Genomic DNA, 15,642 nt, shown 5'->3' with positions numbered 1-15,642 from the left:
GCCCTTTTTATTATCAAAAGGAAGTAGTCATGATAATAACAATGAAAAACAACATGGATATCAAGCAAACCCTAGGCTTTTGGGCTGTGCTAAGCGCCGCCATGATGGGCGCTGCGGTGACCACCTTAATGCCGTTAATGGTCGGGGCGTTCACTGATTCCAACCATTTCAGCGCGCAACAGATAGGTTGGCTAACCGCCGCCGATGTTGCCGGTATATTGATCACCAGCAGCTCTGCCTTTTTCTGGGTGAGACGCTGTCATTGGCAAAAAATGGTTATCGCCTCTTTAGCCGTATTTATTGCTGCCAATGTGATTACTGGCCTGATCAACGACTTCAACAGCTTGGTATTGATTCGCTTTATCGCAGGTATTGCCTGTGGCGTGAGTTATTCCATAGCCTTAGCGGCATTGGGAGACCGCGATAATGCCGACAAAGCCTTTAGCATCATGGTCACCCTACAGGTTATTTATGGCACCATAGGCTTTGCCCTATTGCCGATGGTGATTAATGAATGGGGCTACGCTGGCATATTTCATTTTTTTAATGTTGCCTTAGTTATTGCCCTCGCCTTTGCCTTGGTTTCTTTTCCTTGTAACCACAAGACACAACATAATCAATCGCGCTTTGATATCAAACCGATTTGGAAGCCGACCACCTTGATTTTTTTAGGGGTAGTCAGTTACTACTTCGCTCAAGGTACGATTTGGGCTTATTTAGAACGCATTGGTGTGAATGCCGGGCTAACGGGCAGTGAGGTGGGTTATTTGCTTGGCCTTGGTTTTGCCATTAGTGCTATCGGCTCTTGGTTATCGGGCTGGTCGACTCAATTTATCGGCCGTGCTGGCGCCATTTGGTTAACGGTAATCATTCAAATGCCATGTTTGATAGCGCTGCTGCTGATGAATCAAGATAATGCTTGGCTAATTTACGCCATTGCCACCATTATTTATCAAATTTTTTGGAGTTATATCATCCCTATCATGATGGCCATTTTTAATGAAGTGGATAAATCTGGGCGATTAATTGTTTTATGCGTAGCCGCATTTAAAGTCGGCTTAGTTTTAGGTACACCAATAGCTGGAATGTTAGTCGAGCATTACAGCTTAAACCATGTAATCGTGGTTGGTGGCATTGCTATTTTAATTTCTGGTCTACTGACTATTGGTGCTAACACCATGGTTAAATCAAAGGAATAACCATCATGAATCCAATAAATTCTACTCCTAAACAAGACGGATTTTTTATGCCCGCAGAGTCTGCACCACAGCAAAAGGTATGGATGATATGGCCAGAGCGCCCTGACAACTGGCGCCATCAAAGCCAACCTGCTCAGCTTGCATTTACCAAAGTCGCCGAGGCCATCAGCCAAACTACGCCTGTTACCATGGCGGTATCTGAAGCGCAATTTGAACAAGCTAGAGCGCAACTGCCCGCGCACATTGACGTGGTGCGAATAGACAATAATGATGCATGGATGCGAGATGTGGGGCCAAGCTATGTTATCAATCAACAAGGTCAAAGCCGAGGCATAAGTTGGCAATTCAACGCTTGGGGGGGAGAGCTTGATGGCCTATACAGCCCATGGGATAATGACGACGCTATCGCCGCTAAAGTCTGCCAAATTGATAATAAAGACCATTATCAAGCGCCCTTTATCTTAGAAGGTGGTTCCATCCATGTCGATGGTGAAGGCACGGTCTACACCACCGAAGAATGCTTGCTGCACCCAAGTCGCAATCCTGATTTATCTAAAAGCCAAATTGAAGCTTATCTAAAGCAATACCTTGGGGCTGAGAAAGTCATTTGGCTGCCCCAAGGCCTGTATAACGATGAAACTAATGGCCATATCGATAATATTTTACATGTGGTAAAACCCGCTGAAGTGGTGATCACAGATTGCAATGATCCTGAAGATCCACAGTACCCGATCTCCAAACAGGCAAAAGCTTTCCTAGAGTCACAAACTGACGCCAAAGGCCGCAGTATCAAGGTGCACACTCTGCCAATGCCTGGGCCACTGTACTTAACCGAAGCCGAAGCCGCCGGTATTGCGCCATCACAGGGCATGAAGCGTGAAGCGGGGGAACGCTTGGCGGCCTCCTACGCCAATTACTTGATCACCAATAAGCAGATTGTGTTTCCATTACTTGATAGCCAATATGACGACCAAGCTCAAGAAATATTACAAAACCTGTATCCAGATTATCTTGTTACTGGTGTAGAAGCGCGCGAAATTGTTCTTGGGGGCGGCAACATCCACTGTATTACCCAGCAAGTTCCTAAAAGCTAACTCGCTCTGCAATCCAAGCCAGTTCTGTACTGGCTTGATATTTACTTAAAGAGTAAATCCAAGTATAACGGCTTTAAAAACTATCTTTTATCCTTTATGCAGTTATCTCTTGAACAATTAGAAGCTTTTGTTACCGCGGTTGAAACAGGCAGTTTCTCTGCTGCCGCCCGTAAATTAGGTAAAGCACAATCTTCCGTCAGTGGCCTGATTAATAATTTAGAAATCGATACTGGCTTTGAGTTATTTGATCGCTCAAAACGCTCTCCTACCCTAACCAAAGAAGGTCTGGCCTTGCTTAATGACATCAAAAGTGTCACCAAAAGCCACAACAACTTGCTCAGACGCATTGATAACATGATTGAGGATGTAGAGACTGAAATAAGCTTCGCATATGATGAGTTTGCTCTGCCAGAAGCGTATTTATTAAAGTTGCTCGAAGAATTTGACCAAGAGTTTGAAAACACCTCTTTATTGCTATTATGTAGCAGTCATAATCAGGCCAGTACTCTTTTAAAACAGGGTAAAGTCGATATCGCTTTATCCTTATCAAAAGATGATTACCCGGAAGAATTTGCTTTTAAAGGTGTGGCCCACAGCCACTATTGCACGGTCGTTAGTAAAAATCACCCATTGGCAAAACTCAACAGTGTGTCACCTACTGATTTAAGCCAGTACCGCCATATCAGGGTCACCGATAGTGATACCGGTTTCAGGCGATTCGATTCACAACTGTCCAGTAAAATTTGGTATAGCAACTCTGCCGCTATGCTATTACATTCTGTACAGGCAGGCTTAGGTTGGGCAGACCTACCATTAACTTTAATCGAAACACAGTTAAAAAGTGGTGAATTAGTCCGCTTACCGACTTGCCATCAAAGTGTCACTTATCCCCATTGTGTCGACATCATTTGGCATTCACAAAGCGCCAATGGCAAATGTTTACAATGGCTAATCAAACGCCTGACACAATTGGGCGCTCAATCAAGTTGATCTATATTTACAAAGGTATGCAACCAAAGGTCATCACCCGTGCCATTATCATTAATGGCATGTTCAAATTCAGAGGCTTTATAGCGTACCCCGAAGCCTGACACACTGGTGTCGTAGTTAACCTTGGAATCCAGCCACTTTTTACCTAACCATTTACCATAGGGATCGTTCACTGTGTAATAGTCACCATCATAACCGGTGACGACCACAATATGACCATCTTTGGTAAACCAACCATGGACAATAGTTGGAATACCCTTTTGTGCAAGGGCTTGTAATTGCTTAACGGTGCCACGCTCATAAAACACATCCCTCATCGGTGAGCCAGCATCTCTAGCTATCATATTAAACACCGCTTGCAACTCGAAAGGATCTTGCTTAATGCCAAAGCGCTGATAAATATGATCGGGCATTCTTAATTCAATCTGGTTTTTGGGCTGCACCCCAAAATAATCTAAGACCATAGCCAGTGAGGTAATATTGCAAGCACGCCAACCTTCATGCTTATTATCCATTTGATTGTAAAATGGCACTTTCTCTGCAGCAAAACTTATACTCGAGATAGTCACCATTAGCGCCATTATTACTTTGTTGAGCATGCTTTTTCCTACTTAAATTGCGGTAAAATTTTACTGTACCAACCTTCGAGTTGTTGACGTTCGATTTCTTTGGCGGCCACAAATATATGCTCTTCTTGGTAGGGTCTGCCCACTAGCTGCAGCGAGCTTGGCATACCATTTTCACAAAAACCATTTGGCATAGAGAGGACTGGGCACTGGCCAAAAGTATTAAAAGGATAAGTCATAAACCAGCCTTTATTGGCGTCAACCTCTACCCCATTTATCTGCAGAGTATCTTTTGAATAATCAAAGTCCGCAGCAACATTAGTGGTCGCTACCGTTGGGCACAATAACAAGTCATAATCTTTAAAGACTTTAGCTAACTCATCCCACATTTTACAAAGATGCATATTCGCCTCAAGTACATCATCTAATGTGGTCTTAGCTGCAGCTTGTAGGTATTGCTGTACATAGGGCGTTAGCTTGTCAAAGTGAGGGGCATTTAAATGTTCTTTTTTAAGCTTTTGCCCCATCATTGCCCTTTGATGCACCTTAGCGGTTTGAATCACCTGACTGTCCCAATCTAACTCTACCAGCTCGACCTCTGCCCCCGTGGCAGCCAACACCTTGGCGGTGTTTAATAGGTTATCCTGAATATCCTTATCCACTTGATAAAAACCTAAGTCCACTGATACCGCCACTTTTAACTGTGACAGCGGCTTAGTCGGCGCCAAACTAGGATTGCTATCAGGCACAAAGGAATGGGAATCTATCCAGTTACTGCCTCGAATGTGCGGATAGGCTAATAACATGTCATCTAAAGTACGGGTGATCAAACCATGGTGGCAATATAAATCAATGTTATATGGCGCAATTTCCGCCACGCGCCCATGGGGCGGCTTATAGCCATAAACGCCACACATGGCCGCAGGAATGCGGAGAGAACCACCAATATCTGTGCCATTAGCAAAGCTGGCCATACCCGTGGCCACCGCGATCGCTGAACCGCCCGAAGAGCCACCACAGGTCATTGCCGTATTCCAAGGACTACGGCTGATACCCCATAAATTTGACCAGGTGACCGAAGCGACTGAGAATTCTGGAGTGGTGGTGCGACCAATATTAATCACCCCTTGATCAAATAATAATTCAGGCACGGGATCGGTCGAGGTGGCAATGGTGTTCCTATTGGCCCATGAGCCATTGGTCATGGGCTCACCTTCAATATAGGTTTCATCTTTAAAAGCGACTTGCAGACCTTCTAAAGCTCTGTAGCTTGCGTCGCTATACCTTTGTTCGGCAACTTTAGCTTGCTCGATGGCGCGCTCAAAAAAGGGAAAACTAAACGCATTCACTTTCGAGTTAATTCGATTAAATTGATTTTGATAGTCTTGGGCCACTTCAACAGGGGAAAGCTTTTGGTTGCGGTATAATGACAAAAGCTTGGTGGCAGAAAAGTTATGTGCAGACATGTTAATTTCACTCAAATTTAGACATTTGCAGTATGGCTATTTGAGCAACTCAATAACAATTGGCATCTATCGGCTGAAACGATAGAAAAAGGGCTGCATCCATGCAGCCCCGAAATCGAATTTCTTAGCTTCTAGCTTCTAGCTTCTCGCTTCTCGCTTCTCGCTTCTCGCTTCTCGCTTCTCAGTGATTATTCACACAAACTGCTGTCCATTCTTAGCGCACTAGCAAACTCATGGGCTGGAATATCTTGCACTTTGACTATGCCTTCATTAGAAGTCATGCGGTGGATATATTGGCCATCACCGGTGGCAATGCCCACATGGGTGATCACCCCTGGGTTCCAATTACCATAGGTGTTTTTAAGAAAAACAAGATCGCCTTTTTGAACTTGTTCTAGGGTTTCAATTTTGTTGCCAAACATGTCACCGGCCAAGGAATCGGCATGCTCTGGACGCAGCATGTCATTTTCGCCTAAGAAGGCTTTATCCCAAGGCTCTAGGGTTTGCATGTCTTTAAACTTATCACCACAGGCAGCCACTAACACCTGCCTAGTCCAATTCATACATTGCTCAGCCTTACCCACTTCAAAGCCTTGATCTTTCCAACTATAAGCCACATCTAAAATTTTGTCGGTGGCGGTTTGGCTCGGACCACAAGCACTGACAGACAGTGCCGCCATAGCGGCGATAACTATTCTTTTCATTATTATTATTCCTTTAGTATAAAAACTTGTACTGATTAAACAGTGTTTGTGCCTGTAACCAAACCGGCCCCGCTTTGCCATCGGCAATGGGCTTACCATTAAGCATGACAATTGGTGCAATTTCTTTTGTTGAACTGGTCAGCCATAATTCATCCGCCGCCGCAGCTTGCTCAAGGGTAAAAGGCGTTTCTAGCACTTTATATTGGCCATGGCTGCGCAATATATCCAACACAATGGCGCGGGTAACCCCAGGTAAAATCTGGTTATCAAGCGGGGCCGTATAAATCACGTCATCTTTAACCATAAACACATTACTTGAGCTGGCTTCGGTGACTTCACCCTTGCCGTTAACAAGCAACATTTCTTGGCAGCCCTGCACCTTAGCCTGCTGGTAATGCATCACATTACCCAATAAAGACGTCGATTTAATATGGCAGCGTTGCCAGCGAAGATCCTGGGTTGCTGATACCTCATAGGTCTTGGCTGACTCGATAGTGGCATCTTTAACAGCGTCAATTGTAAAAGTAAAAGCAAACACAGTTGGCTGTGATTGTTGTGGGTAGCCGTGCTGACGAACTTCACTCGCTCCGCGGGTTACCTGCAGATACACCCCTAAATTATCCCCTTCATTCTTGGCAATTAAATCAAGAATAACTTGTTGCCATTGACCGTCATTCATGGGGTTAGCAATATCAAGTTCGTTCAGGCCGTTTTGCATACGTTTAAGGTGCGGCGCTAAACCAATAAACTTTCCTTGGTAACTTGGGAGCACCTCATAAATGCCTTCACCAAATAAAAAGCCCCTATCCATTGGCGAGATTTTCGCTTCTTCTGCAGCTAAGAAATCTCCATTTAAAAAAACAATACTCATTAATTCGCCTATTTAAATCCACATAATTGTTGCAAGCGCCCCAGTAATTGCAGGCCTTCGCTGAAACATAAACTGTCTTCAGTTAAACTATTTTCGCGGGTCACCCCATCGACACTGCCTAACCCAGACAAATACTTGAAAATTGCCTCTAGGTCTATTTCTTCGAGTAAATTACGGTTTTGCCATATAGATAAAAAAGCCATAAGTCCATACGCCCCCCAATTCGACACATCGGCAATTAATAGTTCATCACAACAGGTTTTAGCAGGCGTAATCGCCAGCTTAGCAAGAGCATGAGTGATGTTCCCCATACCTATTTCATTGCCACCATCTCCAATAGCAATGGTTGGGCAATCCGCCAATTCAATTACCGCATCAAAACAACCACAATATTGGGAAATATTTTCGCCACGCATATTGTGATAACGATTATTAGCAGCTAAACCCGGTCTCTCAATCGATATGACTAATTCGGGCTTTAACTCTGATAATAATTGCTGGGCAAAACATTGTGCATTTTCAATGTCGTTTAACGGCAGAGGATAGCAGTCAAAGTCTTTGTAAAGGGCGCTGTATAATGGCTCCCCACAAACAATAACTGGCGTTTTATTTAATTTCTTTAGACAATGGTAAAGTGCAATAGCCCCAACTGGACCATCGGTTTCAAATGTGCCAGCAACGGGAAATCCAGTACCTATGAGCACCGTCCCTTTAACACTAAATAATCGCTGGGCAGCCCTTAAGTAATAGCCCTCATTTAAGGCGGGCTGGACATCGCGCATGCCCCTTAGGTTACGTTCTACCAGTAAGTTTTCGACTTGTTTACTCAACTTTAATAGTGAATTTTGAAAATCCATTTAGTTGCCTGCCTTAACCAGTTTAACGCCTTGTCGTTTTATTTTTTCTAGGTGTAACAAATTGTGGGCATGCTCAATCGTTATCGCACTAAATCGAATTTTAGCCCCAGCACTGGTTTGCATTAATTTCGCTAAGTCTAATGACAGCACACTGCCTATTTTGGGATAACCACCAATGGTCTGCCTATCATTTGCCAACACAATGGGTTGACCATCTGCTGGGATTTGAATCGCCCCCTTAGTGATCCCTTCAGAATACAAATTACTGATACCAGTGCTGATCGCTTCACCTTTTAAGCGGTAACCCATGCGATCGCACTGGGGAGACACTTGATATTGGCTATTAAAAAATTTCAGTCGCTCTAATTTAGGAATATCACTAAATTGATAACCCGTTATCACCCTTAGGGTGAGCTCATTTGAGTAACTTGGTACAGCTGCAACTGGTAATTGGAAATGCTGCAAGGCGGTGCGATTGAGACTTGGTAAATCGTCATTCTTTTGCAGTGCTTTACCATTAAATGGCCCCACGCCCTCACGAATGGTGGTCGACTGACTGCCAAATTCTGCTGGTAGTTGAAAACCACCGACCACGGCTAGGTATAGTCGACAACCATGCTTGGCGTAGCTAATGTCAATGCTGTCGCCCGCTTTTACGTTAACGCTGCGCCACATTGGCAGCAAAGTATTATTAAGCTTGATCTCCGCCTGAGCACCAGTAATGGCTATTGCACAATCGGCAGTGGCAATTAATGCTAAGCCCCCAAAGGTCACTTCAATCGCACTGCTGTTGGGCCCATTGCCAAGGAGTTTATTGGCCCAATAAAAGGCTTCTGGATCGGCCGCACCTGAAGTCGTTAAGCCGATATTGGCATGATTGGTGCGACCGAGATCCTGAATACTCGCAAGTGGACCAGCATTTTTAACTTTAAAACTCACACTGCCCCCCTAAGCGGTAATATTCTTGCTCACTAATGGATGTAAATTTCACCGTATCACCAACATTAAAAGGCACATGGGGAGCTTGTTTACTGTCAAACAAATCAAGTGGGCACAGACCAATAATATTCCAACCACCAGGGGACTCGGCAGGATAAACCGCAGTTTGCCTATCGGCGATAGCAACCGCACCCTTAGGCACTTTAGTGCGAGGCGTGGCTAACCTTGGCATGGCAATACGTTTATCCACCTCACCTAAAAAAGCGAAGCCGGGAGCAAAGCCCAATGCGTAAACCTGATACTCCTGCTGCTGATGCAGTTCAATAACTTGTTCGCCAGTAAGACCATTGTGCTGGGCAATACGCTGAAGATCTGGACCAGACTGTTCACTGTACCAAACGGGAATTTCAATCACCGCTGCTGCGAATTGAGCGGCAGTATCAACTTCATCTAAACAGGCTTTAATCAGCTGCTTAACATAGAAGTGGTCGGTTTGCTGGGGATCGTAGCTCACCAATAACGACACATAAGATGGAATGGTATCGATAAGATTAGGTCCTAGTTTGTGCCTAATACTCTGATTTAATGCAGCAATTTTAGAACCAATTGCATCATCAAGGTTATCACCAAAGTAAACGATTAATGCGTCCTCCGCTGCTATCTCAATATAGGGAAAAGCCTTGGTTACTGACATAGCGCGCGGATCTCTTTTACCAATGCTAATGCCTGTTCATTATCACCATGGACACAGAGCGTATCTGCTTGAATATTGATCATTTGGCCATTACTGGCTTGCACAGTTGAATCGGTAATTAATTGTTTTACTTGGGCTAACGCTTCAGCTTTAGTGAGCACCGCCCCTGGCTCTCGTCTTGGCATCAACTCACCTTGCGGGGTGTAGCGTCTGTCGGCGAAGGCTTCAAAAATAAGGGCAACTGATTGACTGGCGGCATAATCAAGTAAAGCTGGGCTATTGGTAGCTAATACCATCAGCTTTAATGGCTTGTGGTAACTGTTAATTGCATCAACAACCGCCTTAAAAACCGCTTCATTGGCCATCATATCGTTGTAAAGGGCACCATGGGGCTTAACGTAGCTTAATGACATCCCTTTAGTTGTTGCCATACCATCGATGGCTGCAACCTGATACAAAATAAGATCAACAATTTCATCGTAAGAGCAATTCATGGAACGGCGGCCAAACCCCAAAGTATCTGGGTAACTTGGGTGAGCGCCAATCTCAACCTTAGCGGCTTTTGCAAGCTCAAGGGTATGGTTAATTACATGGGGATCACCAGCATGAAAACCGCAAGCGATATTAGCCATATCAATTAACGGCATTACCGCCTCATCCTGGCCCATTTTCCAAGGACCGTAACTTTCACCTAAATCACAATTAAGTTTCATTTTAAGCCTCTTGCTGCAAACTAGTATTAAGAATGTCGGTCACCAACATATATCCAGGAGAATGGGTGATAGCCTCTGGCAACTTAGCCTGCATTAGGGCTACTTGAGGGGTTACCCCACAGGCCCAAAACACACAGACTTCGCCTTCATTAATGGTCACTGCATCACCAAAATCGGGATTGGAGATATCGTTAATGCCAATTGCGGCTGGGTCGCCTATATGGACGGGTGCGCCATGCACCCTAGGGTAATGACTGCATATCTCTACAGCCTTAAGTGCATCTTCCATGCTCATAGGTCGCATACTCACCACCATATTCCCCGCAAAAGGTGTTACCGCTTTATTGGCGATATTGGTGGTATACATGGGGACGTTTTTATTTTCAGTAATATTCCGAATTTCAATCCCAGCGGCAATTAAAGCCTCTTCAAAGGAAAAAGAGCAGCCCAGCAGGAAAGCAACGGAATCCTCTCGCCAATAATCAGTAATGTTGGCGGTCTCACTAATGAGCTGACCGTGTTGATAAATACGATACTTAGGAATATCGGTACGAATATCGAGCTTATGACCTAAATCAGGAAACAGAAATTCACCAGGGGTTTGGCTTTTACTTATCAAAGGGCAAGCTTGGGCATTTTGCCTGCAAAACAGCTCAAAGCTATCTGCAAAAGCTTGGGGTAAAATGACTAGGTTACATTGCACATAACCATTGGCCAGGCCGGAAGTTGTCCCTGTAAATTGCTCAGTCTTAATTCGTTTTCTTAACTGATAAGGGGAAAGGTTATCCATTATTCTCATCCCTTGTGAAGGTTAATTGCAGATTACCCCTGTTAAATGATAGGTGTAAATCAGAAACTATCGGTTAAACCTATATGACTAACAACAGGCTCCCCTGCTATTTATTGGTGCGGGTTGCCCCTTCACAGTCCTCTTCTTCGGTTTGACAGGCCATCATTGACTGCGCCGAAGAAAAACCTGCTTGGGAAGAGGTACTTCTAGAAATCACCTCTGATTCCGAATTGGTTTGCACGGCATGGCGACTTTCGAGCTTAAACACCAAGCGTTTGGCCGTAATAACCGCAAACAAAGCAAACACAAAGGTTCCCACAGCCTGCCCTATCAGCACGCCATAGGCACCCCATAACTGCGCCCCAACAATCACAAATGGCACCGTACCCACGGTGGCCTTACCCACATTAAAGAACATGGAATACTTAGGTTTACCCAAATTATTGAACGAAGCGTTGGCCACAAACAAAGCCCCGCTGAAAAAGAAGGTCACCGCAATAAAATGCCCAAAGAACTGAATTAACGAGGCAGAATCGCCCTTAGCATCAAACCCTAAAATAATCGCATCAATTAAGAAGTAAATAATTAAGCTCATAGCCATCACATAATAAAGGGCGAATTTTAAAGCATCGTTAAAGGTTTTACTGACCCTATCAAAACGTTCCGCCCCAAAGTTCTGGCCAATAATAGGGCCGATGGCACCGCTTAAGGCAAAAATCATCCCAAAGGCTACGGGAATCAAGCGCCCCACAATCGCCCATCCAGCCACATAACCGTCACCGAATTGCGCCATTTCGCGAGTCACAAAGGCATTACCTACTGGGGTAGCAATGTTAGTAAAAATAGCCGGGCCCGCTATGGCGAAAATGGGTCTTAAGTCTTCAACAAAATGCGGCCAGTTAAACTTGGTATAGAGCTTATGTTTAATTACGATGCCATGTAAGGCGTAGGCCATTACTGTAAAACGCGCCATTACCGAAGCGACTGCCGCCCCTTCAATGCCCATAGACAAAGCAAAAATAAAAATAGGGTCAAATACGGCATTCACTAATCCACCCAGTAAGGTGGAATTCATCGAGGTTTTGGCATCTCCCAACGCCCTTAATGCGCCACCAAACATCATGCCTAAACAAATTAGGGGTAACGAAGGAATCAGGATTTCAAGGTAACTGACGGCCAATTCATGGGTGCGACCTTTAGCCCCCATTAAGGTCAGTAAATCGGGAATAAAGTAATAGACTAGCGCAGCCACCACGATAGCAATAGCAATCGCCAGCACGGTATTGTTAACAAACAAACGCCTGGCACCTTCCACATCTTTGGCACCAATGGCCCTAGATACTAAAGCGCCTGCAGCAATTAATAAGCCAATGCCCACAGAAGTAGTAAAAAACGAAATGGTGCCAGCATAACCCACCGCTGCGGCTAACTCTTCTTCCCCTAATAAACTTAGGAAAAACAGATCTAACAAATCAACCAAAAACAGCGCGGAAATGCCCACCGCACTAGTCGCACTCATAATAACGATATGACGCATTGTTGATCCGGAAACAAACTTAGCTTCTGCCATGAATAGCCTTAAAATCAGATGATTAGCTTAAAATAAAGAGGAACATTCAGTTTAGCCTAGTTTTTCTCGTCTCCATAGTGAAAAGCACGCAACTGCAGTGGTACAATGCCCTAAATAAATATTGGAGTATAAGAAATGAAATTGATTCGCTGGTTTTTAGGTAAAGTTATTCTTGTCGGTGACTTTTTAACACGCCCAAGTTTGCCTAAGCGTACTGAACAACAACAAGCTGAGTTAGACGCGAAAACCGCCCAATACCAGCTGTATCAATACGCCGCCTGCCCATTTTGCGTAAAGGTACGCCGCCAAATACGCCGCTTAGGCTTAAACATTGAACTAGTTGATGCCAAACAAGATCAACACAGAAGCGACTTAATCGCCAACGCTGGCAAAGCCATGGTGCCATGCCTGCGCATCAACAAAGCCGACGGCAGTAGCGAGTGGATGCTAGAATCCAGTGATATCAATGCGTACCTTGAGAAAAATTACGCGTAAAATATTATGATATGAGGAGCGAGGTTCGAATACGGGCTTCGCTCCTTGTAGGTTTTATTCTCTCCCTCAATATTCCCTTTAATCCCCACACTTAATCTATCAACCAGTTTTATCCATACTCAAAGTTTGCTTGTTCCTTTAAGCTGCGCTTGGCTGTTCTAGTATATCCACTGACTTGTCGGGGTGCCGATACTCGCCTCGTTGTAAGCTGCGCTTGGCTGTTTGAATCTACACACGTTATTCTCGTCGGGGTACCGACAGCACCCAAGGGGAAAGCGGGCTGCGCCCTCCCCTTGGATCCCCTCCGCAGCCCCCGCAGTCTGCTTAACCTTAATTTTTCATTCGTTAATACACGAGCGCGAACTGATTCGGCGTCCTGCCTCAAACAGTTCTTACTAGGCATCCATGCCTAGAGCTCTATTAACTCAATCAAATTAAGCGCAGACAGAAGGGGAAATTGAGTAGCGCTACGTTAACAATTGCGGAATTTCCTAATTAAATTTTTCACCCAAAGACCCCCTATGTCGGATAGATACAGGCACGCTACTGCCTAGTATGATTTCCAATGTTTAGGTGCAAATTATAAATTACAGCTTTATTTCTTTAGCGAAAGTGGCATATTGTTTGTAAGTTAAATTTTGTGCGAAAGATTATCGAGCTTCTGATTAATAAGCTTTTAGCCGTTAAAAAATCAAGGAAAGGCTGAAAAAATGGAAAAAATGGAAAAAATCGCAATATCAGGTGTAACATCGGGTTTTGGTATAGAGTGGCTTTACGAACTAGATAAAAAAGATCAAGTAGAATTTTTCGTATTGGCTAGAAACAAGGAAAAATTTGATTCTTTAGTTAATGAGCGGCCATTAAAAAACCTAGTTCACTTCATTCAATGTGACTTTAGCTCTCTAGAGTCAATTGAGGCAGCAGCAGAAAAGATTTCCTCTCTTACATCTACCTTAAGTGTTTTGGTTAACAATGCTGGCGTGTGGGCAGGTGATGAACTTCAATTAACCCCAAACTCTATTGAAGTCACATTTGCAGTTAATCAGCTAGCGCCATATTTTCTAACAGGGAAATTACTTCCTTTATTGCTAAAATCAGAAAACTCAAGAATTGTTAATACCTCTTCGTTCCGACATTCAGATGCAAAAATTGATAAAAACGATATAGAGCTTAAAAATAAGTTTAATGCGGAATTAGCATATTGTAATAGTAAGCTATTCTCTATCTTATTCACCCAAGAGCTTTCAGAAAAACTCGAAGGTACTACGATTTCAGTAAATTGTTTTGATCCGGGTATCGTGGATACTCCTATGCTGAAGCAAAGCTTTCCCAAAAAATTACTATTTCTATACCCATTTGTTCGAAGGTTTATTGCCCGCAGCCCTAAAAAAGGCGCTGAAACGGGGGTTTTCTTGTCAAATATGTTTTCTAATGAAAAGGTTTCTGGGCAGTATTTCAAAGATAAAAAGGTTAAAAAAATAAGTACATTGGCTGATGACAAGTCATTGGCAGAATGGCTTTGGAAAGAGTGTGAAGTTTTGTCAGGGTATTCATACCCTGACAGACTGTAATCGCCTAACAAGAGACTACGGATCAATAGTTAATTTAGGCATATTGGCACTTCCCACTTTTTACCATCTCTAAGCATTGGATTTGGTATCTCCATAATCTTGCTGATACTGGAAAAAATCAATGGGGCCAGCGACTGACCCAATTGATTTTCAACAATAAAAATTTGAGCTTTATTTCGTTAGCTAAAGTGGCGTATTCTTTGTTATCTAAATGTTGTCGACTCTCACTTAATGATTTGGCAACAGTTTCTTAGAACATGGAGGTTATGATGAGAAAAACTTTTGAATTTAACGTGAAGGGCCACAGCGTCAAAATCACCAACTCATGGTTTTCCGGTGCCAAACTCTATGTCGACGGCGATTTACGTGACACAGACAGAACCTTTCTTGCACTGCAAAGCAAGCCACTATTATCTGCTAATTTAGGTGAAGCTGGCATTCTTGAGATTAACCCATTATCCAAAGCAATAACTGTAGAAATGGATGCCTTCCTAATCAAAGATGGTCAAAAGCAACCCGTATACAGCTCACACAAACGGCTAAGCCTCACTCAAAAACGCCTCGCCCAATAAACCAAAATCAATAACCCTGACCCTATTGGTTTTTTCATCGGAGAGTTATCGGAAATGCTAATTGTTGCACTAGATGTTTTTACCCTTGAGGAAGCGAAAGCAATTGTCGAGTCAACCTCGACAGAGGTTAATACATACAAGGTGGGTCTACAATTACTCACCTCGGAAGGGCCAGAAATCATTGCTTATCTTAAATCCCTTAAAAAAATAGTATTCCTTGATATAAAACTACATGAAATATCTAATTCCGTTGCTTCAGCAATAAAATCTGCCGGTAAGCATGGAGTCGATATGGTCACTGTGCATGCGTCTGGTGGCCAAAAAATGATGGAGGCTGCTGTAAAGGCCGCTTCAGCATTTCCACACATGAAAGTGTTAGCTTTGATACATATGGACAGGCATAGTTAATGGAATGATACATATGGACAGGCATAGTTAATTGTTGTTTTTTCAGCCTCCTACTAAACTTGTTTTATAGCGAGTTGTAGGAGGTTGTTATGCCTAGACCCCGTAGTACGTTAATTTCAGTTGAAGATACTCCTTATTATCAC

17 protein-coding genes are annotated in these 15,642 nt (G+C 43.7%); 7 read left to right on the top strand and 10 right to left on the bottom strand.

All coding sequences use genetic code 11. The features are described 5' to 3' along the window. Window positions 1-29: 29 nt before the first annotated feature. The 3 genes from GFB48_RS12325 (at window position 30) to GFB48_RS12315 (ending at window position 3,283) form a co-directional block, all read left to right on the top strand. Complete coding sequence (locus GFB48_RS12325) at window positions 30-1,199, top strand: MFS transporter (protein ID WP_163936069.1); 1,170 nt, start codon at window positions 30-32, stop codon at window positions 1,197-1,199. A 5-nt stretch (window positions 1,200-1,204) separates the two neighbouring features. Beyond that, entirely contained in the window at window positions 1,205-2,293 is a 1,089-nt protein-coding gene (aguA, locus tag GFB48_RS12320) for an agmatine deiminase (RefSeq protein ID WP_205597734.1), read from the top strand. Window positions 2,294-2,389: 96 nt separating this feature from the next. Next, window positions 2,390-3,283: a LysR family transcriptional regulator gene (locus tag GFB48_RS12315; RefSeq protein WP_163936066.1), complete on the top strand. Its 894-nt coding sequence runs from the start codon at window positions 2,390-2,392 to the stop codon at window positions 3,281-3,283. On the opposite strand, the gene GFB48_RS12310 is transcribed toward GFB48_RS12315, so the two are convergent. From GFB48_RS12310 to GFB48_RS12265, 10 genes are all read right to left on the bottom strand, one after another. Then, window positions 3,271-3,882, bottom strand: coding sequence for a C39 family peptidase (locus tag GFB48_RS12310; RefSeq protein WP_163936063.1), 612 nt, complete (start codon window positions 3,880-3,882; stop codon window positions 3,271-3,273). The two genes, GFB48_RS12315 and GFB48_RS12310, sit on opposite strands and share 13 nt — an antisense overlap. A gap of 8 nt (window positions 3,883-3,890) precedes the next feature. Beyond that, window positions 3,891-5,315, bottom strand: a complete 1,425-nt coding sequence (locus GFB48_RS12305) for an amidase (RefSeq protein ID WP_163936060.1) — start codon at window positions 5,313-5,315, stop codon at window positions 3,891-3,893. Between the two features lie 188 nt (window positions 5,316-5,503). After that, the gene (locus GFB48_RS12300; protein WP_163936057.1) at window positions 5,504-6,019 is read right to left on the bottom strand and encodes an NlpC/P60 family protein; all 516 of its coding nucleotides are present in this window, start codon (window positions 6,017-6,019) and stop codon (window positions 5,504-5,506) included. A gap of 13 nt (window positions 6,020-6,032) precedes the next feature. Continuing rightward, entirely contained in the window at window positions 6,033-6,890 is an 858-nt protein-coding gene (locus tag GFB48_RS12295) for a D-amino acid aminotransferase (protein WP_163936054.1), read from the bottom strand. Window positions 6,891-6,898: 8 nt separating this feature from the next. After that, the gene (locus GFB48_RS12290) at window positions 6,899-7,747 is read right to left on the bottom strand and encodes a DUF4392 domain-containing protein (RefSeq protein WP_163936051.1); all 849 of its coding nucleotides are present in this window, start codon (window positions 7,745-7,747) and stop codon (window positions 6,899-6,901) included. Then, window positions 7,748-8,686, bottom strand: a complete 939-nt coding sequence (locus tag GFB48_RS12285; RefSeq protein WP_163936048.1) for a biotin-dependent carboxyltransferase family protein — start codon at window positions 8,684-8,686, stop codon at window positions 7,748-7,750. After that, window positions 8,676-9,380: a 5-oxoprolinase subunit PxpB gene (gene pxpB, locus GFB48_RS12280; protein WP_163936045.1), complete on the bottom strand. Its 705-nt coding sequence runs from the start codon at window positions 9,378-9,380 to the stop codon at window positions 8,676-8,678. Before pxpB ends, GFB48_RS12285 begins: the two co-directional genes overlap by 11 nt. Further along, window positions 9,371-10,093 (bottom strand): 5-oxoprolinase subunit PxpA, encoded by a 723-nt coding sequence (locus GFB48_RS12275; RefSeq protein ID WP_163936042.1) that lies wholly within the window; start codon window positions 10,091-10,093, stop codon window positions 9,371-9,373. Before GFB48_RS12275 ends, pxpB begins: the two co-directional genes overlap by 10 nt. Before the next feature lies 1 nt (window position 10,094). Then, window positions 10,095-10,883, bottom strand: a complete 789-nt coding sequence (locus GFB48_RS12270; RefSeq protein WP_163936039.1) for a putative hydro-lyase — start codon at window positions 10,881-10,883, stop codon at window positions 10,095-10,097. 106 nt (window positions 10,884-10,989) lie between these two features. Continuing rightward, a complete protein-coding gene (locus GFB48_RS12265; protein ID WP_163936036.1) occupies window positions 10,990-12,453 on the bottom strand; it encodes an MATE family efflux transporter in 1,464 nt (487 codons plus the stop codon). A gap of 135 nt (window positions 12,454-12,588) precedes the next feature. Here GFB48_RS12265 and GFB48_RS12260 point away from each other — a divergent pair, with 135 nt between their 5' ends. The 4 genes from GFB48_RS12260 to pyrF all read left to right on the top strand — a co-directional run bounded on the left by GFB48_RS12260 (window position 12,589) and on the right by pyrF (window position 15,499). Further along, window positions 12,589-12,948, top strand: a complete 360-nt coding sequence (locus GFB48_RS12260; RefSeq protein WP_163936034.1) for a glutathione S-transferase N-terminal domain-containing protein — start codon at window positions 12,589-12,591, stop codon at window positions 12,946-12,948. A gap of 710 nt (window positions 12,949-13,658) precedes the next feature. After that, entirely contained in the window at window positions 13,659-14,519 is an 861-nt protein-coding gene (locus GFB48_RS12255) for an SDR family NAD(P)-dependent oxidoreductase (RefSeq protein WP_163936032.1), read from the top strand. 269 nt (window positions 14,520-14,788) lie between these two features. After that, window positions 14,789-15,091 (top strand): hypothetical protein, encoded by a 303-nt coding sequence (locus tag GFB48_RS12250; protein WP_163936235.1) that lies wholly within the window; start codon window positions 14,789-14,791, stop codon window positions 15,089-15,091. Between the two features lie 54 nt (window positions 15,092-15,145). Further along, window positions 15,146-15,499, top strand: coding sequence for an orotidine-5'-phosphate decarboxylase (gene pyrF / locus GFB48_RS12245; protein WP_163936029.1), 354 nt, complete (start codon window positions 15,146-15,148; stop codon window positions 15,497-15,499). Window positions 15,500-15,642: the final 143 nt, after the last annotated feature.

This window comes from Paraferrimonas sp. SM1919 (genome assembly GCF_010993985.1).
Classification (GTDB): Bacteria; Pseudomonadota; Gammaproteobacteria; order Enterobacterales; family Shewanellaceae; genus SM1919.
Note: the sequence above shows the minus strand (reverse complement) of the source record. Positions and strands in the feature narration are given on the sequence as shown.

Excerpts from the sequence above, each read along its gene's own strand:
- GFB48_RS12325 (WP_163936069.1), top strand. The coding sequence starts at position 30 with ATGATAATAACAATGAAAAACAACATGGATATCAAGCAAACCCTAGGC.
- aguA (WP_205597734.1), top strand. The coding sequence starts at position 1,205 with ATGAATCCAATAAATTCTACTCCTAAACAAGACGGATTTTTTATGCCC.
- GFB48_RS12315 (WP_163936066.1), top strand. The coding sequence starts at position 2,390 with ATGCAGTTATCTCTTGAACAATTAGAAGCTTTTGTTACCGCGGTTGAA.
- GFB48_RS12310 (WP_163936063.1), bottom strand. The coding sequence starts at position 3,882 with ATGCTCAACAAAGTAATAATGGCGCTAATGGTGACTATCTCGAGTATA.
- GFB48_RS12305 (WP_163936060.1), bottom strand. The coding sequence starts at position 5,315 with ATGTCTGCACATAACTTTTCTGCCACCAAGCTTTTGTCATTATACCGC.
- GFB48_RS12300 (WP_163936057.1), bottom strand. The coding sequence starts at position 6,019 with ATGAAAAGAATAGTTATCGCCGCTATGGCGGCACTGTCTGTCAGTGCT.
- GFB48_RS12295 (WP_163936054.1), bottom strand. The coding sequence starts at position 6,890 with ATGAGTATTGTTTTTTTAAATGGAGATTTCTTAGCTGCAGAAGAAGCG.
- GFB48_RS12290 (WP_163936051.1), bottom strand. The coding sequence starts at position 7,747 with ATGGATTTTCAAAATTCACTATTAAAGTTGAGTAAACAAGTCGAAAAC.
- pxpB (WP_163936045.1), bottom strand. The coding sequence starts at position 9,380 with ATGTCAGTAACCAAGGCTTTTCCCTATATTGAGATAGCAGCGGAGGAC.
- GFB48_RS12275 (WP_163936042.1), bottom strand. The coding sequence starts at position 10,093 with ATGAAACTTAATTGTGATTTAGGTGAAAGTTACGGTCCTTGGAAAATG.
- GFB48_RS12270 (WP_163936039.1), bottom strand. The coding sequence starts at position 10,883 with ATGGATAACCTTTCCCCTTATCAGTTAAGAAAACGAATTAAGACTGAG.
- GFB48_RS12265 (WP_163936036.1), bottom strand. The coding sequence starts at position 12,453 with ATGGCAGAAGCTAAGTTTGTTTCCGGATCAACAATGCGTCATATCGTT.
- GFB48_RS12260 (WP_163936034.1), top strand. The coding sequence starts at position 12,589 with ATGAAATTGATTCGCTGGTTTTTAGGTAAAGTTATTCTTGTCGGTGAC.
- GFB48_RS12255 (WP_163936032.1), top strand. The coding sequence starts at position 13,659 with ATGGAAAAAATGGAAAAAATCGCAATATCAGGTGTAACATCGGGTTTT.
- GFB48_RS12250 (WP_163936235.1), top strand. The coding sequence starts at position 14,789 with ATGAGAAAAACTTTTGAATTTAACGTGAAGGGCCACAGCGTCAAAATC.
- pyrF (WP_163936029.1), top strand. The coding sequence starts at position 15,146 with ATGCTAATTGTTGCACTAGATGTTTTTACCCTTGAGGAAGCGAAAGCA.